Here is a 22,125-nt window from a genome sequence, read left to right as displayed (position 1 = left end):
AGTTCCACACCGCTGTTCTCAGAACAGTCCCCTTATGTCCTTAAACGTAACAAACACAAGCAGTCCCATCAGCAAAAGCAGTCCTGCAAAATGTACCATACCTTCCGCCTCCCGGTTCACCGGTTTTCCTCTCACTGCCTCAATCAGTAAAAATACCAGTCGGCCACCATCCAGTGCCGGAAGCGGGAGCAGATTGGCAACTCCCAGATTCGCGGAAATCAGAATCATCATATTAATCATCGTAAGCCAGGTCATCAGTGTGCCCTCACTTTTGCTCTCCTTATAAGCATCTCCGATCACATTCACCACTCCCACCGGACCGGACAGACTGTCCATTCCCAGCTTTCCGCTGATCAGAAGTTTCAAGCCTTCCAGCGTACTGTTGATCCAGTAACGCACTTCCAAAGCACTGTACTTGATCACACCCGGCGCACTTGTTTTTTCCCGTCCGAGATTGTAAGAAAATCCCTGTTCCACATAGTTGACCGCCTGAGGAGTCACCTCCACATCATAATCCAGTCCATCCCGCAGATATGTCAGCGTTATTTTCTCATCTGTCAGCGGATGATCTTCGAAATACCGACTCAACGCCTCACCGGATGCAATTTCATTACCATCCACCGCCGCAATGTAGTCACCTGCCTGAATCCCCGCATCTGCCAGTGCACCACCGATTGTTACCGACTGGATCTGCGCCTGACTTTCATCCGGATTATAACTGAATCCCAGCATATAACGTTCTTCCGTTGCAGGATGATAGGTCAGAGTTTCTTTTTTCCCATCTCTTTTTACAGTAACTGCAATCGCTTTATCTTCCAGCCCTTCCAGTGTCAGATAAGAATAGAGCTCTCTTCCCAGATAAATCTTCTTCCCATCAAAGGAAGTGATCAGATCGCCTTCTTTCAGCCCTGCAGCTTCTTCCGGTGTTCCTTCTTTTACCTGTGTGATAACCGGAGGATCATATCCGATAATACCTATAATAATCATTGCACCGAAAAACGCAAGAATAAAATTAAAAATCGGTCCTGCGGCAATGACGGAAAAACGTCTCCAGACAGATTTGCTGTTGAATGTCCCTTCTGCGTTATCCTCTCCATCTTCCCCCCGCATCATACAGGAACCACCAAAAGGAATCAGTTTCAGTGAATACCTCGTTGTTCCCCGCTGCGTTGACAGTATCCTTGGTCCCATTCCCACAGAAAATTCTTCCACCACGATGCCATTCGTCTTTGCCAGTAAAAAATGTCCGAACTCATGTACGATAATTACGATACCAAGAATCAGAACAGCGATTATACTACTCAAACACTCCACCTGCTTTCCATCCATTCATAGGTTTTTGCTTCAGTTTCCAGAATTTCTTCCAGACACGGATGTTCGATCACCTGGTGACGATCCATGGCCTCCCGGATGCTTCGGTAAATATCCTGAAATCCGATCTGTCCATGCAGGAATTTTGCAACTGCCCGCTCATTGGCCGCATTGAAAACCGTCGGCATACTGCCACCTCTCCGTGATGCTTCCATCGCCATCGGCAGCCCCAGAAACGTCTCCATATCCGGTTCCTCAAACGTAATCTCTGTCAGTGTCTTAAAGTCCAGCCGTTCTCCCGGAAGATACCTTCTGTGTGGATAATACAGTGCATACTGGATCGGCAGTTTCATGTCCGGTGTACCGAGCTGTGCCATCACCGCACCATCGACAAATTCTACCATCGAATGAATGATGCTCTTTGGCTGTACCACAACCTGAATATGATCCAGATCCACGTCAAAGAGCCACTTTGCCTCCATCACTTCCAGTCCTTTGTTGACAAGCGTTGCCGAGTCGATCGTGATCTTCTGTCCCATCGCCCAGTTCGGGTGTTTCAGTGCGTCTTCCACTTTTACATGTGCAAGATCTGATGCTTTCATTCCACGGAATGGTCCGCCGGATGCTGTGATCAGCAATTTATGAATCTCTCTCTTATCCTCTCCGTGAATCGCCTGAAAAATTGCACTGTGTTCACTGTCCACCGGAAGGATCTGTACTCCTTTTTCTTTTGCCATCGGCATGATCAGATGCCCTGCCGTTACCAGTGTCTCTTTATTGGCTAGTGCAATATCTTTTCCCGCCTGAATGGCCGCGATAGTCGGGCGGATCCCGATCATTCCTACGATCGCCGTGACCAGGATCTGACTTTCTTCCATCTGTGCCAGTTGCAACAGCCCATCCATGCCGCTGACGACTTTTACATCCAGATCGCGAACTTTTCCTGCCAGGATCTTCGCCTGCTCTTCGTCCCAGACTGCTGCCAGAGACGGATGAAATTCCCTGATCTGTTTTTCCAGCAGAGTGATATTACTTCCTGCACTCAAACCGGCCACCCGGATATCCTGATTTTCTCTTACTACTTCCAGAGTCTGCGTTCCGATAGAACCGGTCGACCCTAAAATTGCAATTGTTTTTTCCATAGTATGTTCTCTCCTCCACGTCCTATGCATCATTTTACATCAGAGTAATCGCCAGTGCATAAATAACCGGTGCAGTAAAGATCACACTGTCAAACCGATCCAGAATACCGCCATGACCGGGGATCAAGGTTCCATAATCTTTGATATTTTCCTGTCTCTTAATCGCAGAAGCAGCCAGATCTCCCACCATAGATACCAGTGCTCCCACACCACAGATGATCGCGTAAATCAGAGGTGTATGAGCCGGATTCGGGTTATAAGCGCCCGTCGCTGCCGCATAAATCGCTCCCAGAAGTGCAGCACCGAGAACACCTCCGACAGCTCCCTCAATAGATTTTTTGGGGCTTAATACCGGTGCCATCTTATGTTTTCCGATCAGTACACCCACACAGTATGCGCAGGTATCACATCCCCAGGAACATAAAAAGATCAGCCATACCAGAAAAGCTCCACCCGGCAGCACGCGGGTCTGATAGATATAAGACAGCATCACACCCACATAAACCATACCGAAAAACGCAGTCATGATCTGTTTATTCTGATATTTTGGATACGTAAATACAAAAATGCACATCATTACCAGTACACCAAGAATCACTGCCGGCAGATGATAACTTACCGGCAGATAAGCAATTGTCAGATAATAAATCACAACTGCCAGATAACCGGCAATTTCCAGTCCGTTTGTCTTTCCTTCATGGACACCCGCTGCCCGGTATAATTCCTGCATACCGATACAGGAAACTCCGATCAACGTCACCAGAAGCACCGGTCCGGAACAGATAATTGTAGCAAGTGCCAGGATCACCAGGACAATTCCGCTGATCAATCTTGTCTTAAACATCCTATTCCTCCTTTACACCGCCATATCTGCGGTCTCTCTCATTGTATTTTTCAATTGCTTTTATCAGTTCTTCTTTTTTAAAATCCGGCCACGGCACATCGGTAAAATAAAATTCGCTATATGCCAGCTGCCACAGCAGGTAATTAGACAACCGCAGTTCTCCGCTGGTACGGATCATCAGATCCGGATCCGGGATCCCGGCCGTATCCAGATAATCTGATATCGTATCTTCACTCACCGGCGTCTCCAGCTTTCCGGCTTTCTGATCTTCCAGCATCCGGTTCACTGCTCTGGTGATTTCATCTCTACTTCCATAATTCAGTGCGATCTGAAAATGCAGATCTGTGAAATCTTTGGAAAAATCTTCCAGTTTTTTGATACTTTCCTGAATATCCGAATCAAAGGCGGTGATATCTCCGATCACTTTTACACGCATATTATTTTTCTGTGAGATCTTAATACATTTTTTCAGATAATTCCGAAACAGCTTCATCAGCCCATCCACTTCTTCTTTGGATCGTTTCCAGTTTTCTGTGGAAAAGGCATAAACAGTCAGATATTTTACTCCCAGTTCTTTTGCCACTTCACAGATATCTTCCAGATTTTCACATCCTTTGACATGGCCGAAGCTTCTCGGCATGCCTCTTTTTTTTGCCCAGCGACCGTTGCCGTCAAGGATGATAGCAATATGATTTGGTACTCTCATACAATTCTCCTTTGCTCATTGAAAAAGGGACACCATACAATGGATCGTTTTCCATATGTTGATGCCCCTCAGCTTTTTACGTACTCCGGAAGTACATGATATTACACAGTTAAGATTTCTTTTGATTTTACTTCCACTGCTTCATCTACTTTTTTGATGAACTTATCTGTCATTTTCTGAACAGAATCTTCCAGCTCAGCAATTTCGTCTTCAGACACATCAGTTTTTCCCAGCTTTTTCAGCATATCATTTGCATCACGACGGATATTGCGGACAGCTACTTTTGCAGCTTCGCCTTTTTTCTTAACTTCTTTTACAAGATCTTTTCTTCGTTCTTCAGTAAGCTCCGGAAATACCAGACGAATGACTTTACCATCGTTAGTCGGATTGATTCCCAGATCTGACATATTGATTGCTTTTTCAATTTCTTTTACCAGAGATCCTTCCCACGGCTGAATCTGGATCATCCGGGCTTCCGGTACAGAGATATTGGCTACCTGCTGCAGTGGTGTCGGTGCTCCGTAATATTCTACCATAATACGGTCAAGTACGTGAGGATTGGCTCTTCCTGCACGGATTGTTCCAAATTCACTGTCCAAATTGGCCAGTGTCTTATCCATTTTTTCCTGATATTTTACAATTCTCTCATCCATGTATATTTCCTCCTGGTCTGTCTTTTTGTTACTGTTTACTCTGTCTGAGTAACACCTTTTTATTTCGCTTTTAGTCTACCAGAACTTTTGTTCCGTCAATCTCTCCCTTTGCTGCACGGATAATACTGTTTTCTTCATTCAGTCCGAATACCAGCATCGGCATCTTATTTTCCATACACAGAATCGATGCAGTCAGATCTACCACTGCCAGTTTCTGGTCAATGACTTCCTGAATATGCACGCTGTCGTACTTTTTAGCGTTCGGATTCGTCTTCGGATCACTGTCATAAACACCATCCACTGCTTTTGCAAGAAGAATAGTCTCTGCCTCAATCTCGATGGCCCGAAGTACGGTAGTTGTATCTGTTGAGAAATAAGGATGTCCGGTTCCGCCTGCAAAGAAAGCGACTTTCTTCTCTGCAAAACATGCATTTGCCTCATCTTTGGAAAACAGTTTTGTCATAGCTCCACAGGCAAACGGCGTAAAAATCTCCGTTTTCATTCCTACGGAACGGAAAATCTCAGATACATAGATACAGTTCATAACAGTTGCAAGCATACCGATCTGATCTGCTTTTGTCCGATCTATGGTCTCGCTGCTTCTTCCTCTCCAGAAGTTTCCGCCACCGATTACCACACCGACTTCCACACCTTCCTCAACAAGAACTTTTACCTGTTTTGCGACCTCAGTTACGGTTGCTTCGTCAAATCCGGTATGCTTTTCGCCAGCCAGTGCTTCTCCGCTTAATTTTAATAATACTCTCTTCATATTTTCAGCTCCTTGTCTGTTTTAGTCCTGTGTCAGTCCACTGACATAATTCTGTACCGCGCTTGCATCAAATTCTACCGTTTCCTGCGCAGTACCCTGTGCTCTGTCAATTTTCGCATATACGGAATATCCGATCCATCCAACGAAAACCACACAGACAAGGGCAATACATACCATCTCCAGACGATGCATGATTTTTTCTCTTTTCATGATTTTCTGGCGATTGGCTTTACTCTTTTTATAATTATCTACTTTCGCCTGACTCATAAGTGTACTCCTTTGCTTTCAGTTTTGCCGCTGTCTTTTGGAGATTGGGACAGCTACATATCTCATACTGACAATTATAACATATCACACGTTAAAAGCAAAGAAGGTTTTTAAAACGTTTGGCTTGTTGCTCGCGGGATATTGCCAATAACCAGTAACTGTGGAATGCTGCCTTCTGCATGGTTACATCGCAACAATAATCCCACCGTCATTCGCATACATGGAACTCACCCCGGCGGTATCCAGAATGATCACATCTTTCACCTGCATTCTTTCCAGAAGTGCCTCTTTTACCATCTGTGCCCTCTCCGGACAGTTACAGTGGCTGATAGCAAGTACTTTGTCACTGCTGTTGTTTTCTCCTTCTTTTACATAATCAACCATTTTAACCAGCGCTTTATTGATTCCTCTCGCCTGATCCAGCTGACAGATAGTGCCTTCCGGTGTGGAACCCATTACCGGTTTAATCTTCAATGCGGAAGCCACCAGTGCTTTTACTCTGCTCAGTCGCCCGTTTTTTCGCAGTGTTTCCAGATTCTCCAGTACGAAATACGTGTGCTGAGATTCGATATAAGCATCCACAGTTTCCACAACCTGTTCAAATTCCATGCCTGCTTCTTCACATTCCTGGATCTTCAGTGCGATCAGTGTCTCCCCTATCGAAGCACTTTTTGAGTTGAATACATGAATTTTCTTATCCGGATGTTCTTCCAGTGTCAGACTTTTCCCAAGCTCCGCACTATTATAGGAACCACTCAGTTCAGCGGAAAGAGTCACCGCATACAGATGTTCCGCATCTGCCTCAAACCCTCTCTGGTAAACTTCCGGAGATGGGCATGCTGATTTCGGACACTCCGGATATGCTGCTACCTTTCTTAAAAAATCCGCCTGATCAAAGGAATCATCATCCACAATAGTATCTGCTCCCACTTCAAGAGTCAGTGCTGCCGATGCAAAACGTTCATCCTGTTTCATCTCTGGTGTCAATTCTCCACAACTATCTACAATTATTTTATATTTCATTACTTCCTGCCTCCAGCATTATATATTTTCTACATAACTGTGTATCCATATCTTTTCTCATCATCGCAGGATTACAGCTTTCGCTTTTGGACTTCGTCACACCCTGTAATTCCGCCTACCTGATATAGTTTTCAATACTACATCTTACTATATCATATCTTCAGAAAATTGAAAAGAGATTTTCTATGTTCTTTTTGTGTCTTTTGGTTTATAATACTGATATCTGTTTTTTTAAATTATAACTTGGAGGTTGTATGGATTATTTACTGAACAGTTCCATGGAAATGCTGGATGAATATTATCAGCCGAAAGACACTGATGTGGTGATATCTCTTGTTTCCACTGAAGAGTGTGAACAGCGCTATCATTCTCTCCCCTATTATCATATCCTCGCAAGGAACATGCAAAATCACAATATCCGATACTGCAAAGCAGAAATGTTCAAGGACTGTATCCTGGGAACCCTTCTGATTCCCGATAAAAGAAGTATTGAAGAGACTGTTTTATCCATTTCTTTCTATATGAATAAAAATCTGCTGGTTCTCGTTGATGATTCGAAACATATCCAGGCGATTCTTACAATTCTTGAAGAGGGGGAACTTTTGAACTGTAAGACCATCGCAGAATTTCTGTGTCAGCTCATCGGCACACTTACACTGGAAGATGCCTTGTTTTTACAGGAACTGGAACAGCACATGAGTGATCTGGAAGAAAAAATCATAAAACACACGATCTCTGACTCTTCCGCACAGCTTATGCACATCCGCAAACGACTTCTGATCCTGCATTCTTATTATCAGCAGCTGTCTGATTTCTGTGAGGATCTGGAAGAGAATTCCAACCACTTTTTTCAGGCAGAAGAATGTCAGATTTTTTCTCTGTATGCATCCAGGATCGAACGGCTCTATGATCATTCCCAGATGCTTCGGGAATATGCCCTGCAGATTCGTGAAATGGAGCAGTCTCAGATTGATGCTAGGCAGAACCGCACCATGCGGATTCTCACCGTAGTAACCACGATCTTTTTTCCACTGTCGCTTATCACCGGGTGGTATGGCATGAATTTTTCTCATATGCCGGAACTTTCTGCCCCCCACGCCTACGGGATTCTGATCGGTATCTGCGCTGTTATTGTTTTGATCGAAATCTGGTTTTTTCATAAAAACAACTGGTTTTCCTGAATTGCCATACCGGATAACCATTATGTCATATCACATTGGGAGGATTTTATTTGTTAGCACTTCGTATTTTAGATTTGAAAGATTTTACCGGAAAATTATTTATTGGAGAAATGTTTCAGCATTTTTCTTTTGTGGAAGCTTCTTTTACCACCTTTGTCACTTATACTCTGGATGGACAACTGCATAAAGAATTTTTTGATTCCGAACAGAAACCCATGCGGACGTACTGTCTGTGGGAAGATGTGCAGGCGCAGTGTTTTTCCATAATCAAAGGGAAACGCACACCTTTGAATTTTAAGATTGTCTTCCAGCTTTCCTCTTCCAATGTGGAAAAGCTTCTCTCGCAAAGCGGCATAGCACTGAAGCCTGAAGACATCTACGGTCTGTACCTGAACTGTCAGTTTGACGGGAAGCAGCTTCTTTGTACTACCGGCACTTCTCTGAAAATTTTCACCCTGGACAAACAGCTGGACCGGGTGTGGGATGAAATGGTTCGGAAATTTTTCCGGAAAAATCAGGTGGCTTTTGAGGATGCATAACAGGTCGAACTACACATCAACAGATTTAGATGTCATAGTCTCATACAACAATATATAGCAAAACGGAAAACTCTTTGCATCGAGTTTCCCGTTTTGTTTGTTTTCGCCAACCGGCTGTCTTTCTGTCAGCCGGTTTATGTTTTTCCATCTTTATGTTGTCTGTGATTTCTGTATATTTATCTCAAAATAGATCCCTGCAGATTACCGTCCTGTCCGGATGCTCCCGGCTGATTCTGTCCCTGCTGACCGTTCTGTACAGTGGTTGAAGTATCTGCTTTATCCAGTGTGATCGTCAGTGATTTTTCCACGTAACTTCCGTTATCCGCGATTTTTACAACCAGATCTACGGTTTCTCCCGCTGCATAGTACTCCAGCTGACTCTTCAGGTCATCCATTGATTTTACAGAAGTTCCATCAAATTTTGTGATGACACTTCCGGATGTGATGCCGGCTTTTTCAGCAGCACTTCCTTTTTCCACTTCTGCTACATAGACACCCTGTGGAATGCCATAAGCTTCTGCGATGGAACTGTCCACCGTCTGTCCTTTGATACCCAGAGCAGCTGCCTGATCAGAGCTTACTTTTGTTCTTGTCTGGCGGTTCATCAGATCTTCAAAGATCGGAGAAGCGGTACTTACCGGAATAGCATATCCCATACCTTCTACTTCTGTAGATGCCAGTTTTGCAGAGTTGATACCGATCACCTGACCCTGCATATTCAGAAGAGCTCCACCACTGTTACCAGGGTTGATTGCTGCATCTGTCTGGATAAATCCGTTCTCGGAGTCAGAGTCTTCCAGCTGACGATTTACCGCACTTACAATACCGGTCGTTACAGACTGACCATAGCCCAGTGCATTACCGATAGCTACCACCTGTTCCCCTACCTGCAGCTGATCGGAATCACCGATCTCTGCAATTTTAATCTGAGACATAGTGTCATCAGAAATATCTGAAAGTTTCACGGCGATAACTGCCAGATCGTTATCTGCATCTGTTCCTTTTACAGTTGCTTCGTACGCCTGGTCATCCACAAAACATACAGATAAGGTATCTGCATCTTCTACTACATGGTTATTCGTGGCGATCAGAAGTTCACTGTCGTTCTGTCCGATAATAATACCGGAACCCTGGCTTTCTACTTCCTGTTCCTGTGTACCACTACCTCTCGAAAACATACTGAAATAATCCTGTACTTCCTGTACAGATTTATTGGTAATTGCAACAATCGACGGCATCGCATTTTTGGCGATAGAAGAAACATCCAGACTCTGTCCGGAAGCACTGCTTCCCGTGCTGCCTGAAGATGTTGTGGTCTGCAATGTGGTCTTCGTTGTTTCCTGTTTGCTGCTGTCTGTCTGCGTGGACTGTGCTTTTGCTGTCGCACCGGTTGCATAAGTCACCCCGGTAAATACACCCCCGGCTACGCCTCCGAAAAGTACGGCACTCAGTGCTACTGCACCGATTTTCTTTGCCCATCTGGCTCCGTTTCCATTTCTCTTTCCCGGCTGTTTTTTCGGTTCCATCGGTGTATTATTCTGCGGTTCATTTCCCTGCTGATTCCAATTATAACTTCCATATTCTTCCATAAGTCATTCCTCCTGTTTATGTAAATGTAATCTTTTAATTTTCGTAACTGTTCAGTACCTTCACAGTTACGAGCCAAAATGCATAAAAAATCACCTTCGGTGATGGCATTTTGGCTTGTATGTCTCGGGATTTTGACATATTCATGTCAAAACACCTCGCGGGACAGTGGCTACTGAATAGTTACTAATTTTCTTTATTTCTTTCTTCTTTGTTTATGGCTATAGTATAGAAAAGGTTTGTGGTCAATTTGTTATCAAAATATGTTTATTTTGTGAAATAGTTCAAACTATGTTATAATAGCTTTCAGCGAACAGGTGCAGACACTGCCTGTTTCTGAAAAGAGCGATAATCCATGTACTCCCGAGATCTTTCTGTGTCCGATTTTGTGAGTACATCATTACACAGGAGGTTGTTTTATTATGCAGAAAATTACAAGTTTTACTATTAATCACTTAAAACTTCAGCCGGGCGTATATGTATCCCGCAAAGACCCGGTCGGCGATTCCCTGATCACCACATTCGATATCCGTATGACATCCCCGAACGAAGAACCGGTGATGAACACTGCAGAAGTACACACCATCGAACATCTGGGAGCCACCTTCTTAAGAAATCACCCGGACTTCGGCTCCAAAACCATCTACTTCGGACCAATGGGCTGCCGCACCGGCTTCTATCTCCTTCTGGCAGGTGACTACACCTCCGGAGACATCGTCCCGCTGATGACCGAGATGTTCACCTTCATCCGCGACTACCACGACGAAGTCCCGGGCGCATCCCCAAAAGACTGTGGCAACTACCTGGACATGAACCTGTCCATGGCAAACTACCTGGCCAACCGCTTCCTGACCGAAGTCTTAACCGACATCAAAGAAGACCGCCTGGTATATCCGGAATAAATACTTTCATTGCTATCCGGCGGTGAACATTGTTGCAAAATATCAGATACTATAAAAAGGAAGATAGCAGTACCTCTTAACGTACACAACTATCTTCCTTCTTTATACACTCAACTCATTCAGCATATTCTTATCACTTATAGCAAATATTTCTTCGTTTTTCTCATTTTCTTCCACTTTTTCAAAAAAATCTCACCATACCAGCCACAAGAGTTTCCACCAACGCACAGCGGCAGTCATTGCTTCGGTCTGCAGGCAGCACTTTGTGGGCGGTTAGGGGAAGCTTTGAGATCCGACGCTTACGCAGGCTTTCGCGAGGGTCCACTGACCCTCGTGAACTATAGCCGAAGTTAGCGGCTAGCTCAAAGTTCCCCTGCCCACGCTGCCAGCAGACCGAAGCAATGACTGCCGCGTCCGCCTCCATAAAAACTCTTTTCTCCTATTTTTTCGAGTAAAATACGCGTTCAAGACACAGCCCCTCTGCCGGCGCCGTAACGCCCGCAAACTTCCGCTCCATCCTCTCAAACAGCTCCGGCATACTGTCCGCATCCCTCCTATGCTGCCCAACCTCAATCAAAGTTCCGGTTAAGATTCTGACCATATACTGAAGAAAACCATTTCCCGTATACACAATCCGTATCTCATGCTCCGACTCTTCAATCACTATATCCGTAATCGTCCGCACCGTAGATTTCTTCATCTTCGGATTGCCACAAAACGATTTAAAATCATGGGTTCCCACCAGATCCTGTGCTGCCCGGCGCATCGCCTCTACATCCAGCGCTTCCCCCAGATGATACCGAAACTTCCGGTCAAACACCGATTTCTGCTCATCCGTTCCAATCCGGTAAGAATAACATTTTCCTTCCGCCCAGAGTCTTGCATGAAACCGCTCCGATACCGGTTCCACAGACTTTACACAGATATCTTCCGGCAGATACTGATTCATATATTGCAAAATCTCCTTCGGATCCCATTTCTTTGCCAGATGCACACTGGCTGTCTGATTCTTCGCATGAACCCCGGCATCCGTCCGCCCTGCCCCATCGATCTCAATCTCTTTTTCTGTCATTCTGGATAATACCTGTTCCAGCTTTCCCTGAATCGTCTGGGTGGTTTTCTTCTGTCTCTGCCATCCTTCGTAACGGGTTCCTTCATATTCTATTGTCAGCAAATAATTCATAAATTTCTTACTCTTTCCAGTTTTTTACTTCATCGAACTCTGCCAGAATCTCCTGAGATGGTTTCTTCGTACAGAGGCTGAAGATCACAATGCAGAGAATACTCAGCGCAAATCCTACCACCAGTGAATACAGCCCGGTCGCAGATCCAAGCGTCTGTCCATGTACCAGCGGCAGATAATCCCATATCAAAACTGCACCGCCACCGGACACAATCCCCGCTACTGCTCCGGCAAAATTCGTTCTTCTCCAGAACAGGGACATCACTACGATCGGCCCAAACGCCGAACCAAGACCTGCCCATGCGTTAGATACCAGTCCCATAATACTGTTGTTTGGATCCCAGGCAATCAAAAATGCCAGCAATGCAACAACCAGTACCGTAAAGCGGCTCACCTTCAGCACTTTTTTCTCATCGGATTCCGGTTTCAGAATATCCTTATAAATATCTTTAGACACGGATGAAGCCGTCACCAGAAGTTGCGAATCCGCTGTGGACATAATCGCTGCCAGGATACCGCACAGGAAGATTCCTCCGATAAATGGCAGATTCGTATCTTTCGTAAACATTTTTGTGATCATCTCGATAAAGACGCTTTCTGTGGAAGCATTTCCCTCCGTTCCAAGAATCGTCGGAAACAGATAGACACGACCGATAATGCCGATCGCTACAGCTGCTGCCAGAGAAATCGTTACCCATATAATAGCAATTACTCTCGATTTTCTCAACTCTTTCTGATTCTTTACCGCCATAAATCGAGTCAGAATATGCGGCATTCCACAATATCCCAGCCCCCATGCCAGCTGTGAGATAATCTCCACTGCGGTATAAGACCGGTCACCATTCCGAAACAGACTCAGATATGCCGAAGCACCGCCCACAACACCGCTCTGGTCAAGAATCGGTTTTACCTGATCCGCTCCTACCATAAAATACGCGGCAATCGGAACCACCAGCAGTCCTACTAACATCAGACTTCCCTGAATAAAATCGGTCACACAAACCGCCATGAAACCGCCCATAAACGTATAAATCAGAATAACCGCAGCACCGATGGCCAGAGCCACATGATAATCCACACCGAATACAGAGTTAAATAGTTTTCCACCGGCAGACAGTGCAGACGCTGTATATACCAGGAAAAAGATAACGATCACAATCGAAGATACCAGAAGCAGTACCCTTTTTTTATCACGGAACCGGTTTTCAAAGTATGCCGGCAGTGTCAGGGAGTTATTTGCCCTGATCGTATATTTTCTCAATCGTGAAGAAATAAACACCCAGTTGCAGACTGTTCCGAGAAACAGTCCAATCGCGATCCAGGACTGCCCTGTTCCCAGTGCATACACGGTTCCTGGAAGTCCCATTAACAGCCATCCACTCATATCCGACGCCTGTGCCGACAGCGCAGCCACCCAGCCACTCAGTCCCCTTCCGCCAAGAAAATAATCTTCTGAATTATTCGTATTTTTCATGTAGATCGCACCGATCGCAATCATCAGCACCAGATATGCCGCAAATGCGATCAGGATTACTATAGTATCTGTGTTACTCATTCCCTTTTCTCATCCTTCCTTTATGTAATTATAATACCGGATTGTTCCGTACTTCGTACTTTCACAGTCCGTAAAATATTTGTAATCCATTATCCCTAAAACTTCTTGTCTTGTCAATCATTTTTACTTTATTTTTTTATCATATTATCATATTAAAGCGTATTGTATAAAAAAACACCCGCATACGGATGTATTTTCTCCGTATCCGGGTATCTTTTTCCTTTATTTTGCTGCGATTGCTTCGATCTCGATCAGACCGCCCTTCGGAAGTCTTGCAACTTCCACACAGGAACGAGCCGGTGCAGACTCCTTGAAGTATTCTGCGTAGATGGCATTGACCGTTGCAAAGTCATCCATATTATCCAGAAATACCATGGTACGAACAACGTCTTCATATCCAACGCCTGCTGCTTCCAGAACAGCTCCCAGATTTTTCAGTGCCTGATGGGTCTGTGCCTCGATGCCTTCCGGCAGAGTTCCGTTCTCCGGATCCAGTCCCAGCTGACCGGAAGTGAACACCATATTTCCAGCTTCTACAGCATGTACATAAGGTCCTACTGCTGCAGGTGCTTTTTCAGCAAAAATTGTTTTTTTCATGTTTGTATCCTCCATTCAAATATTCTGCATTTGCATCTTATTATAACATGCTGTGTTCGTTCGTCAAGCATCGGAAACGACTTCATCTTGCTCTTTTTTGCACAATAGAATATAATAAACTCACCAAATATTTATGCAAAAAAACGAAGGGAGAACGAAATGAAACACGAAAAAGACTGGTATAAAGATCTGGTGATCTATCAGATTTATCCAAGAAGTTTTAAAGACGGCAACCATGACGGAATCGGAGATCTGAAAGGAATGATTGAAAAACTTGATTATCTGCAGGAACTTGGCATCAATGCGGTATGGATGTCACCGGTGTTCGCTTCACCAAATGTGGATAATGGATATGACATTTCCGATTATACCTCCATCATGGAAGAATTCGGAACCATGGAGGACTGGGATGCTTTCCGGGACGGGGCTCATGCGCGGGGGATTGCAATTATCATGGATCTGGTGTTGAATCACTCTTCTGACAGACATATCTGGTTTCAGGAATCCAGAAAATCCCGCAACAACCCCTACAGTGATTATTATATCTGGAGAGATCCTGCTCCTGATGGTGGTGCACCGAATGGCTGGATGTCTGTGTTTGGCGGCAGTGCCTGGGAATATGTAGCGGAGCGTGGACAGTATTATCTGCATTTCTTCGCAAAAGAACAGCCGGATCTCAACTGGGACAATCCGGAGACAAAAGAAAAAATCTTTGATATTATCCGCTTCTGGAACGATAAAGGCGTGGATGGCTACCGCATCGATGCCATCAGTTATCTGGACAAAGGACTGGATGGCCGTGCCAATCCAAACGAACAGTTTGGTACTGTCGCCTGTGTGAACCTGGAAGGAACACATCGTTATATCCGGGAAATGGTTGCAAAAACCATGACACCCGACCATCTGATGAGTGTCGGAGAGGTTAATATTAATAACGATCAGGATGCTATCCATTACTCGAGTGCTGCCAGTGAAGAATTTAACATGGCAATTCCTTTTGTACCGCCGATCGTGGAGATTCAGACCTGGTCACCGGAAAAAATGAAACGGGATCTTCGTCACGATTATGAACTGCTGAAAAAAGACGGCTGGTGGGCACGATTTTTAAGTAATCACGACAAGCCACGCCAGGTTTCCCTCTACGGAAATGATACAACCTTCCGGGAAGTCTCCGCAAAAATGCTGGCATCCTACCTCCATACGCTCCCGGGAACTCCTTTTGTCTTTCAGGGGGAGGAACTTGGTATGACCAATGTTGCTTATCCTTCCATTGAAGATTATGACGATATTGATACCAAAAATGCCTACCATACCATGCTGGAACAGGGGATTGCTCCCGAAAAAGCACTGGCAGAAGCTCAACGAATCAGTCGCGATAACGCACGGACACCGATGCAGTGGGATGACAGTTTAAATGGTGGATTTTCCGATCATACACCATGGCTCGGTGTCAATCCCAACTATAAAGAAATCAATGCAGCCAGTCAGCTGGCAAATGATTCTTCTGTCTTTCGTTTTTATCAGAAACTGATCTCTCTGCGGAAAGAACACCCTGTCATGGCACACGGTGATCTGCAGCTTTGCTGCCCGGAGGACGGACCGGTGATTGCATATACAAGAAGTTATCAGGATGAAACCTGGCTCGCTGTACATAATTTTTCGCAGGATGTGCAGAAATTCCAGTACACCGGAACCGGTCTGCAGCTGGATACTTCAGTACTTTTATCTAATTATCCGGAACATGATATTTGCCCGGAAGATGATATTTTAACACTGAAGCCATACGAAACTGTGATCTTCCGGTTATCGTAAGACAGCATTGTGTCAACCGCCACACATGCATAGCAGAAAAGTCTGAAACATCAGCTTGTTTCTCTTGTTTTTCTGACATTGACCGATTAAAATAGATATATCAGGTGCATACACCTAAACATTGCACCTTTTAGAAGGAGGGTTTTTCTTATGAAACTGCAAAATTATTTTCAGGATCCTTCCTCTTTACACATCGGAACAGAACCGCTTCGTGCCTACTATGTTCCATGTAGAGAAGAAGCAGAAGCCAACGGCGCAGACATGCTGAAGGCTTCCCGGGCAATCATTTTAAATGGTGACGACTGGAAATTTAAATTCTATGAAAGCTATCACCAGGTTCCTGAAGGATGCACTGAAAAAGCTGCGGATACCACAGGCTATGATACCATCCCGGTTCCAAGCTGCTGGCAGATCCTTGGATACGATCAGAATCAGTATACCAATGTCCGCTATCCGATTCCTTTCGATCCGCCTTATGTGCCGGATGACAACCCGGCAGGTGTCTATGTGAAAGAATTTTCACTGACTGAAGAAGAAGCGACGCAGAAAATTTATCTGAACTTTGACGGCGTGGACTCCTGCTATTATGTATGGATCAATGGAGCTTTCGTCGGCTACAGTCAGATTTCCCATTCCGGAAGTGAATTTGATATTACTGACAAAGTAACCGCCGGCAATAACCGCCTGACTGTCCTGGTTTTAAAATGGTGTGACGGAACCTATCTGGAAGATCAGGATAAACTTCGTTTTACCGGTATCTTCCGCGACGTTTACCTGCTGGTTCGTCCGGTAGATCATATCCGTGATTATTTTGTCCATACACCGGTCAGCGAGGATCTTACCAAAGCTGAGATTCTGGTCGATCTGGAACTTTGTGGTTCTCCTTCCGTCACTGTAAAGCTGTATGCACCAGACGGAGATTTCCTGGCTGCTGCCACTCCTTCTGACGGAAAAGTGCGGTTTGCCGTAGATGATCCGGATCTGTGGAATGCAGAACATCCGGCACTGTATACGCTGATTCTTTCCACACCGGATGAAGTGATCGCTCAGAAAGTCGGCCTTCGCCGGATCGATATCAAAGGAAATGTCATCTATATCAACGGTGTGAACTTCAAGATCAAAGGTACCAACCGCCACGACAGCAATCCGTTTACCGGAGCTGCAGTCACAAGGGAACAGCTTCTGACTGATCTGAAGCTGATGAAGGAACATAACATCAATGCGATCCGTACCAGCCATTATCCAAATGCTCCATGGGCCACACAGATGTATGACAAATACGGTTTTTATGTTATGGATGAAGCAGATCTGGAATCCCACGGATGTACCACACTCTACGGAAGTAAGAGTGAACATGTCGATATGGGAGAAGTACAGTACGAAGAAAGCTATGGCTATCTGATGCGCGATCCTTCTTATGAAAACGCTGTCGTAGATCGTATCCAACACCTGGTTCACAGAGACAAAAACTGCTCCAGCGTCTTCTCCTGGTCCATGGGAAATGAAAGTGCATACGGTCCTAATCTGGAAAAAGCCGCCGCATGGATCAAATCTTACGACCCGGATCGTGTTCTGAACTATGAGAACAGTATCTGGCAGCAGACCAATACTGATTATGTCAACGATGTACATGATCTGGATGTCTTCTCCCGGATGTATGCACCGGTGGAATTTATCGATGAGTTCTGCTCTAAAGAAGGTAAAAAACCATTTATCGAAGTAGAATACTGCCACGCTATGGGTAACGGACCTGGAGATCTGGAGGCTTATTTTGAACGTCTCTACAAATATCCCGGTTATATCGGTGGTTTCGTATGGGAATGGTGTGACCACTCCGTCTATATGGGTAAGACCATCGAAGGCAAAGATAAATTCTTCTACGGCGGTGACTGGAACGAGGAAATACATGACGGAAACTTCTGTATGGATGGTCTGGTATACCCGGATCGTACCCCACATACCGGTCTTCTGGAACATAAAAATGTAGCACGTCCAATCCGTGCCACTCTGCTGGATGCTTCCAAAGGACTGGTCGAACTGGATAACAAACTGGATTATACCAATATCAAGGATGGATTTACAATCACTTACGATGTACAAAAAGACGGTATGACTGTTCTTTCCGGTACACTGGATCCGGTAGACTGCCCGGCAAAAGAAAAAGTAACGATTACATTACCATTTGCTGTAACTGTAGAAGCCAATACCATCGTTACCCTGCATTATCTGCAAAAAAAAGATGCTCTGCTGACCCCGTCAGGATATGAAGCCGGTCATGATCAGCTGATCTTTTCTACCGATGCCACAAGTGCTGTCGCCGCTGTTGCCAAAGCTTCCGGTGCTTCGACCGCATCTGCTGCATCTGCTGTATCTGTAGAAGATCTGGAAAACGAACTGGTAGTCAGCGGCTCTGCTTTCCGTTACGTCTATGACAAGTGGAAAGGAACTTTCACTGCTCTTGTAAAAGATCAGAAAAACCTGATTGCTCAGCCGATCCAGTTAAATATCTGGCGTGCACCGATGGATAATGACCGCCGGATCCGCTGGGAATGGGAAGCTGCAGGCTACGACAGAGCACGCACAAAAATTTATGCTACTGAATGGACGCAGGATGAAGATGGTGTAACGATCACTTCCACCTATTCTCTGGCGGCCGTATATCTGCAGAGGATCATCGAGGGAACTATTACATGGAAAGTTGCCAAAGACGGTACTCTGACCGTTACCGTAGACGGTGAGCGAAAACCGGTTCACGTACCGCTTGCAAAAACTCCGCTGCCAAAGATGCCGTTCCTGCCTCGTTTCGGTCTGCGCCTGTTTCTGGAACCGGCCTTTGCCGATGTTACTTATTTCGGTTATGGACCGATTGAAAGTTATCCGGACAAACATCACGATGCAAAACTTGGGCTTTATACCTCTGATGTAGACAGTCTCCATGAAGATTATCTGCGTCCGCAGGAAAACGGAAGCCACTGGAACTGCTCCGGACTGGCACTGACCACTTCCGATCATCGTTCTCTGCTGATATCCGGTACACAGAACTTCAGTTTTAATGCATCCCGGTACACACAGGAGGAACTGACTACAAAAGTACACAGCTTCGAACTGGAAAAATCTCCGTACACAGTGCTGTGCCTGGATGGATATATGTCCGGTTGTGGCTCTAACAGCTGTGGTCCTGCTCTGGCAAAAAAATATCGGGTAGATCAGGACAAACTGACGTTTACCTTTACTCTGAATTTCTAAGACTTTTATACTGTTGATCAATTCCTGATCTGACTCACACCGGGTCACGAGACGTGTAAGCACGGACTCCGACCCGGTGTTTTTTTCGTGACCGAACATTCAAAAAGGTCAGCCTTTCATAACCTTACCCAATAAAAGGTATGATTCTTACACCTTGACCAAATCTGGTTTTTCCGTTAAACTAAAAGGCAGACATAATGGTAATGATCAAAAAAGAAACAGTCCGAAAGGACTGAAACAGTATAGTAAGGAATTGGTGAAAAGGAATGAAACAGACACTACAGCAACCACACATACATACCTCCGCAAACAGCGAGATAGAAACCTGTGACATCTGCCACCATCATCATCTGCATCTTCCGATGGAAGCACCGGCTGATGAGACATTATACCGTCTGGCAGACCTCTACAAAGTGTTCGGGGATCCTACCAGAATCCGCATTCTATATGCATTATCCGGTGGTGAACTTTGCGTCTGCGACATCGCAGAACTTCTGGGTATGACACAGAGTGCCATCTCCCATCAGTTACGTGTGTTAAAGCAGTCGGCGCTGGTCAAATTCCGAAGAGATGGGAAAACCGTATATTACTCTCTGGCTGACACGCATGTGGCAACTATTCTCGCACAGGGACTGGATCATGTACAGGAATAAACATGAACTTTAAATCAAGATTGGTCCACCGGACTAATTATTGATATACAACGCAATATAGAAGAGAGAAGACAGAACTCCATAAAAGTTCCATCTTCTCTCTTTTTTGTATATCCATAACATTTTTTCTATTTCTGATGATATCCATCCAGAAATTCTCCCAGTTTCTTTGTCGCCTTCTCAAGATCTGCAATTCTCGGCAGATATACCACACGGAAATGATCCGGCTGTCCCCAGTTGAAACCGCCACCATGCACGATCAGGATTCTCTTTTCTCTCAGCAGATCCAGGGCAAATTTCTCATCGTCGTAGATATTGAATTTTTCCACATCCAGTTTCGGGAAAATGTAGAATGCTGCTTTCGGTTTCTTCGCTGATACACCCGGGATATCGTTTAACAATTTATAGATGACTTCTCTCTGTTCATAGATTCTTCCACCCGGCTGCAGATACTCTTCCACACTCTGATAGCCACCAAGTGCGGTCTGAATGATCGACTGAGCCGGTACATTGGAACACAGACGCATATTGGAAAGCATCTTGATTCCCTCGATATAACCTGCTGCCGCTTTTTTATTACCGCTCAATACCATCCAACCCACACGGAATCCTGCGATCATATGAGATTTGGACAGACCGCTGAATGTCACACAGAATACATTTTTCGGTGCAATCGATGCGATGGAAATATGTTTCAGTCCATCCATCACCAGACGGTCATAAATCTCATCTGAGAAAATGATCAGTCCGAATTCTTCTGCCACTTTCACGATTTCTTCCAGGATCTCTTTGGAATACAGCGCACCGGTCGGATTGTTCGGGTTGATGATAACAATAGCTTTTGTCTTATCTGTGATCTTGCTTCTGATATCCGCGATATCCGGATTCCAGTCGGACTCTTCATCGCAGATATAATGTACGACTTTTCCACCAGCCAGTGTAGCTGTTGCGGTCCACAGCGGATAATCCGGTGCCGGAATCAGAATCTCATCACCATCATTTAACAGTGCCTGCATGCTCAGATTGATCAGTTCGCTGACACCGTTACCTGTATAGATATCGTCCATCGTCACACCCGGAATTTTCTTTAACTGACAGTACTGCATGATTGCTTTTCTTGCGGAAAACAGTCCCTTGGAATCTGAATATCCCTGACATTCCCACAATGATTGTCTCATATCCAGAATAACTTCTTCCGGTGCATTAAATCCAAATGGAGCCGGATTACCGATATTCAGTTTCAGAATACTGAGACCATCCGCTTCCATTCTGGCCGCCTCGTCCACCACGGGTCCTCTTACATCGTATAATACGTTATCCAGTTTGGAAGATTTATCAAAAGTCTTCATTGTATCTGCCTCCATTCGTTTTTATTTTCTTTTACTTTAACACACTAATTCAGTGATTATATATCTTTTCAATTGTAGCTCATTACCTTCTTTTTGTCAAACCCGGAATCCTTATGATTTATATGCTATTTCAGGATTTTTTTCAGTTCATCCATAAAGGTATTCACATCTTTAAACTCCCGATACACAGAAGCGAAACGGACATAGGCAACCGCTTCCAGATCTTTGAGTTTATCCATCACGATTTCTCCGATCACAGAGCTTGGGATCTCCCGCTCTTCCAGATTAAACACCTCTGTTTCCACATCATCTACCAGCCGGTGGATCTGTTCTGCTGATACCGGCCGTTTGTGGCAGGCACGAAGGACACCGGCCTCTATCTTGGATCTGTCAAACTGTTCCCTGTTCTGGTCTTTTTTGATCACGATCAACGGAATCGTCTCCACTTTCTCATAAGTGGTAAATCGTTTTCCACACGCATCACACATTCTTCTTCTCCGGATGGCAGTGTTGTCATCCGCCGGGCGTGAATCCACAACCCGGGTATTATCCTGATTACAAAACGGACACTTCATATTTCATCCTTCTCTTTCCGCAAACTGCCTCTGATTGTCCGGTATTCTTCTGTATCCTCTTATTTTCCCGTTCAATTGTCTCACAGTTTTCTTATTTTCCTGTAACTTTCATCACTCCTGTATTCCTCACACAGTGGATGCTTTATCTTTTCCCATCATAATATAATCGTAAACTTACCGTCAAGACAATTAACCACAAAACATATAATTAATATAAAAGAAGTATAAAAA

20 protein-coding genes are annotated in these 22,125 nt (G+C 44.8%); 6 read left to right on the top strand and 14 right to left on the bottom strand.

Annotation, left to right across the window (positions count from 1 at the left end; all coding sequences use genetic code 11):
* Positions 1-18: 18 nt before the first annotated feature.
* The 8 genes from rseP to FYJ57_RS09380 form a co-directional block, all read right to left on the bottom strand.
* Positions 19-1,314 (bottom strand): RIP metalloprotease RseP, encoded by a 1,296-nt coding sequence (rseP, locus tag FYJ57_RS09415; RefSeq protein WP_328597459.1) that lies wholly within the window; start codon positions 1,312-1,314, stop codon positions 19-21.
* Positions 1,302-2,453 carry a 1-deoxy-D-xylulose-5-phosphate reductoisomerase gene (dxr, locus tag FYJ57_RS09410; RefSeq protein WP_022170870.1) on the bottom strand — a complete coding sequence of 384 codons (1,152 nt, stop codon included), beginning with the start codon at positions 2,451-2,453 and terminating at the stop codon, positions 1,302-1,304. The genes rseP and dxr overlap by 13 nt, the downstream gene beginning before the upstream one ends.
* Before the next feature lie 34 nt (positions 2,454-2,487).
* Positions 2,488-3,297 (bottom strand): phosphatidate cytidylyltransferase, encoded by an 810-nt coding sequence (locus FYJ57_RS09405; protein WP_022170871.1) that lies wholly within the window; start codon positions 3,295-3,297, stop codon positions 2,488-2,490.
* Between the two features lies 1 nt (position 3,298).
* Positions 3,299-4,003 carry an undecaprenyl pyrophosphate synthase gene (locus tag FYJ57_RS09400; protein ID WP_154432453.1) on the bottom strand — a complete coding sequence of 235 codons (705 nt, stop codon included), beginning with the start codon at positions 4,001-4,003 and terminating at the stop codon, positions 3,299-3,301.
* 101 nt (positions 4,004-4,104) lie between these two features.
* On the bottom strand, positions 4,105-4,656 hold the full coding sequence (gene frr / locus FYJ57_RS09395; RefSeq protein ID WP_022170873.1) for a ribosome recycling factor: 552 nt from the start codon (positions 4,654-4,656) through the stop codon (positions 4,105-4,107).
* A 70-nt stretch (positions 4,657-4,726) separates the two neighbouring features.
* Positions 4,727-5,425 carry a UMP kinase gene (pyrH, locus tag FYJ57_RS09390; protein ID WP_022170874.1) on the bottom strand — a complete coding sequence of 233 codons (699 nt, stop codon included), beginning with the start codon at positions 5,423-5,425 and terminating at the stop codon, positions 4,727-4,729.
* Positions 5,426-5,446: 21 nt separating this feature from the next.
* Positions 5,447-5,692: a hypothetical protein gene (locus FYJ57_RS09385; RefSeq protein ID WP_022170875.1), complete on the bottom strand. Its 246-nt coding sequence runs from the start codon at positions 5,690-5,692 to the stop codon at positions 5,447-5,449.
* 183 nt (positions 5,693-5,875) lie between these two features.
* Entirely contained in the window at positions 5,876-6,715 is an 840-nt protein-coding gene (locus tag FYJ57_RS09380) for a DegV family protein (protein WP_118315901.1), read from the bottom strand.
* Positions 6,716-6,969: 254 nt separating this feature from the next.
* On the opposite strand from FYJ57_RS09380, the gene FYJ57_RS09375 reads away from it, so the two are divergent.
* Positions 6,970-7,896, top strand: coding sequence for a magnesium transporter CorA family protein (locus FYJ57_RS09375; protein ID WP_118315900.1), 927 nt, complete (start codon positions 6,970-6,972; stop codon positions 7,894-7,896).
* 50 nt (positions 7,897-7,946) lie between these two features.
* Positions 7,947-8,435, top strand: coding sequence for a DUF5721 family protein (locus FYJ57_RS09370; protein ID WP_022170878.1), 489 nt, complete (start codon positions 7,947-7,949; stop codon positions 8,433-8,435).
* Positions 8,436-8,611: 176 nt separating this feature from the next.
* Here the strand turns inward: FYJ57_RS09370 and FYJ57_RS09365 are convergent, their stop codons facing one another.
* Positions 8,612-10,024, bottom strand: a complete 1,413-nt coding sequence (locus FYJ57_RS09365) for a S1C family serine protease (RefSeq protein WP_154432452.1) — start codon at positions 10,022-10,024, stop codon at positions 8,612-8,614.
* A gap of 420 nt (positions 10,025-10,444) precedes the next feature.
* Between FYJ57_RS09365 and FYJ57_RS09360 the strand changes: the two genes are divergently transcribed.
* On the top strand, positions 10,445-10,924 hold the full coding sequence (locus FYJ57_RS09360; protein WP_154432451.1) for an S-ribosylhomocysteine lyase: 480 nt from the start codon (positions 10,445-10,447) through the stop codon (positions 10,922-10,924).
* A 439-nt stretch (positions 10,925-11,363) separates the two neighbouring features.
* Here the strand turns inward: FYJ57_RS09360 and truA are convergent, their stop codons facing one another.
* The 3 genes from truA to FYJ57_RS09345 all read right to left on the bottom strand — a co-directional run bounded on the left by truA (position 11,364) and on the right by FYJ57_RS09345 (position 14,259).
* Positions 11,364-12,107 (bottom strand): tRNA pseudouridine(38-40) synthase TruA, encoded by a 744-nt coding sequence (truA, locus tag FYJ57_RS09355; protein WP_154432450.1) that lies wholly within the window; start codon positions 12,105-12,107, stop codon positions 11,364-11,366.
* Positions 12,108-12,114: 7 nt separating this feature from the next.
* A complete protein-coding gene (gene putP / locus FYJ57_RS09350) occupies positions 12,115-13,662 on the bottom strand; it encodes a sodium/proline symporter PutP (RefSeq protein WP_154432449.1) in 1,548 nt (515 codons plus the stop codon).
* Between the two features lie 222 nt (positions 13,663-13,884).
* Positions 13,885-14,259: a RidA family protein gene (locus tag FYJ57_RS09345; protein WP_022171968.1), complete on the bottom strand. Its 375-nt coding sequence runs from the start codon at positions 14,257-14,259 to the stop codon at positions 13,885-13,887.
* A gap of 159 nt (positions 14,260-14,418) precedes the next feature.
* Here FYJ57_RS09345 and FYJ57_RS09340 point away from each other — a divergent pair, with 159 nt between their 5' ends.
* The 3 genes from FYJ57_RS09340 to FYJ57_RS09330 all read left to right on the top strand — a co-directional run bounded on the left by FYJ57_RS09340 (position 14,419) and on the right by FYJ57_RS09330 (position 19,970).
* Positions 14,419-16,071 (top strand): glycoside hydrolase family 13 protein, encoded by a 1,653-nt coding sequence (locus tag FYJ57_RS09340; RefSeq protein ID WP_154432448.1) that lies wholly within the window; start codon positions 14,419-14,421, stop codon positions 16,069-16,071.
* Positions 16,072-16,221: 150 nt separating this feature from the next.
* Positions 16,222-19,317, top strand: coding sequence for a glycoside hydrolase family 2 TIM barrel-domain containing protein (locus FYJ57_RS09335; RefSeq protein ID WP_154432447.1), 3,096 nt, complete (start codon positions 16,222-16,224; stop codon positions 19,315-19,317).
* A 266-nt stretch (positions 19,318-19,583) separates the two neighbouring features.
* Complete coding sequence (locus tag FYJ57_RS09330; protein ID WP_022171971.1) at positions 19,584-19,970, top strand: ArsR/SmtB family transcription factor; 387 nt, start codon at positions 19,584-19,586, stop codon at positions 19,968-19,970.
* A gap of 128 nt (positions 19,971-20,098) precedes the next feature.
* Here the strand turns inward: FYJ57_RS09330 and FYJ57_RS09325 are convergent, their stop codons facing one another.
* Together FYJ57_RS09325 and nrdR are read right to left on the bottom strand one after the other, a co-directional pair.
* A complete protein-coding gene (locus tag FYJ57_RS09325; RefSeq protein ID WP_022171972.1) occupies positions 20,099-21,319 on the bottom strand; it encodes an aminotransferase class I/II-fold pyridoxal phosphate-dependent enzyme in 1,221 nt (406 codons plus the stop codon).
* Positions 21,320-21,444: 125 nt separating this feature from the next.
* The gene (nrdR, locus tag FYJ57_RS09320; protein WP_022171973.1) at positions 21,445-21,894 is read right to left on the bottom strand and encodes a transcriptional regulator NrdR; all 450 of its coding nucleotides are present in this window, start codon (positions 21,892-21,894) and stop codon (positions 21,445-21,447) included.
* Positions 21,895-22,125: the final 231 nt, after the last annotated feature.

The sequence above is a fragment of the Oliverpabstia intestinalis genome (genome assembly GCF_009696065.1).
GTDB classification, from domain to species: Bacteria; Bacillota; Clostridia; order Lachnospirales; family Lachnospiraceae; genus Oliverpabstia; species Oliverpabstia intestinalis.
This window is presented reverse-complemented; position numbering and strand designations above follow the sequence as displayed.

What these genes read in the sequence shown, in the direction of transcription:
- dxr (WP_022170870.1), bottom strand. Translation starts at nt 2,453, where the DNA reads ATGGAAAAAACAATTGCAATTTTAGGGTCGACCGGTTCTATCGGAACG.
- FYJ57_RS09405 (WP_022170871.1), bottom strand. Translation starts at nt 3,297, where the DNA reads ATGTTTAAGACAAGATTGATCAGCGGAATTGTCCTGGTGATCCTGGCA.
- FYJ57_RS09400 (WP_154432453.1), bottom strand. Translation starts at nt 4,003, where the DNA reads ATGAGAGTACCAAATCATATTGCTATCATCCTTGACGGCAACGGTCGC.
- frr (WP_022170873.1), bottom strand. Translation starts at nt 4,656, where the DNA reads ATGGATGAGAGAATTGTAAAATATCAGGAAAAAATGGATAAGACACTG.
- pyrH (WP_022170874.1), bottom strand. Translation starts at nt 5,425, where the DNA reads ATGAAGAGAGTATTATTAAAATTAAGCGGAGAAGCACTGGCTGGCGAA.
- FYJ57_RS09385 (WP_022170875.1), bottom strand. Translation starts at nt 5,692, where the DNA reads ATGAGTCAGGCGAAAGTAGATAATTATAAAAAGAGTAAAGCCAATCGC.
- FYJ57_RS09380 (WP_118315901.1), bottom strand. Translation starts at nt 6,715, where the DNA reads ATGAAATATAAAATAATTGTAGATAGTTGTGGAGAATTGACACCAGAG.
- FYJ57_RS09375 (WP_118315900.1), top strand. Translation starts at nt 6,970, where the DNA reads ATGGATTATTTACTGAACAGTTCCATGGAAATGCTGGATGAATATTAT.
- FYJ57_RS09365 (WP_154432452.1), bottom strand. Translation starts at nt 10,024, where the DNA reads ATGGAAGAATATGGAAGTTATAATTGGAATCAGCAGGGAAATGAACCG.
- FYJ57_RS09360 (WP_154432451.1), top strand. Translation starts at nt 10,445, where the DNA reads ATGCAGAAAATTACAAGTTTTACTATTAATCACTTAAAACTTCAGCCG.
- truA (WP_154432450.1), bottom strand. Translation starts at nt 12,107, where the DNA reads ATGAATTATTTGCTGACAATAGAATATGAAGGAACCCGTTACGAAGGA.
- putP (WP_154432449.1), bottom strand. Translation starts at nt 13,662, where the DNA reads ATGAGTAACACAGATACTATAGTAATCCTGATCGCATTTGCGGCATAT.
- FYJ57_RS09345 (WP_022171968.1), bottom strand. Translation starts at nt 14,259, where the DNA reads ATGAAAAAAACAATTTTTGCTGAAAAAGCACCTGCAGCAGTAGGACCT.
- FYJ57_RS09340 (WP_154432448.1), top strand. Translation starts at nt 14,419, where the DNA reads ATGAAACACGAAAAAGACTGGTATAAAGATCTGGTGATCTATCAGATT.
- FYJ57_RS09335 (WP_154432447.1), top strand. Translation starts at nt 16,222, where the DNA reads ATGAAACTGCAAAATTATTTTCAGGATCCTTCCTCTTTACACATCGGA.
- FYJ57_RS09330 (WP_022171971.1), top strand. Translation starts at nt 19,584, where the DNA reads ATGAAACAGACACTACAGCAACCACACATACATACCTCCGCAAACAGC.
- FYJ57_RS09325 (WP_022171972.1), bottom strand. Translation starts at nt 21,319, where the DNA reads ATGAAGACTTTTGATAAATCTTCCAAACTGGATAACGTATTATACGAT.
- nrdR (WP_022171973.1), bottom strand. Translation starts at nt 21,894, where the DNA reads ATGAAGTGTCCGTTTTGTAATCAGGATAATACCCGGGTTGTGGATTCA.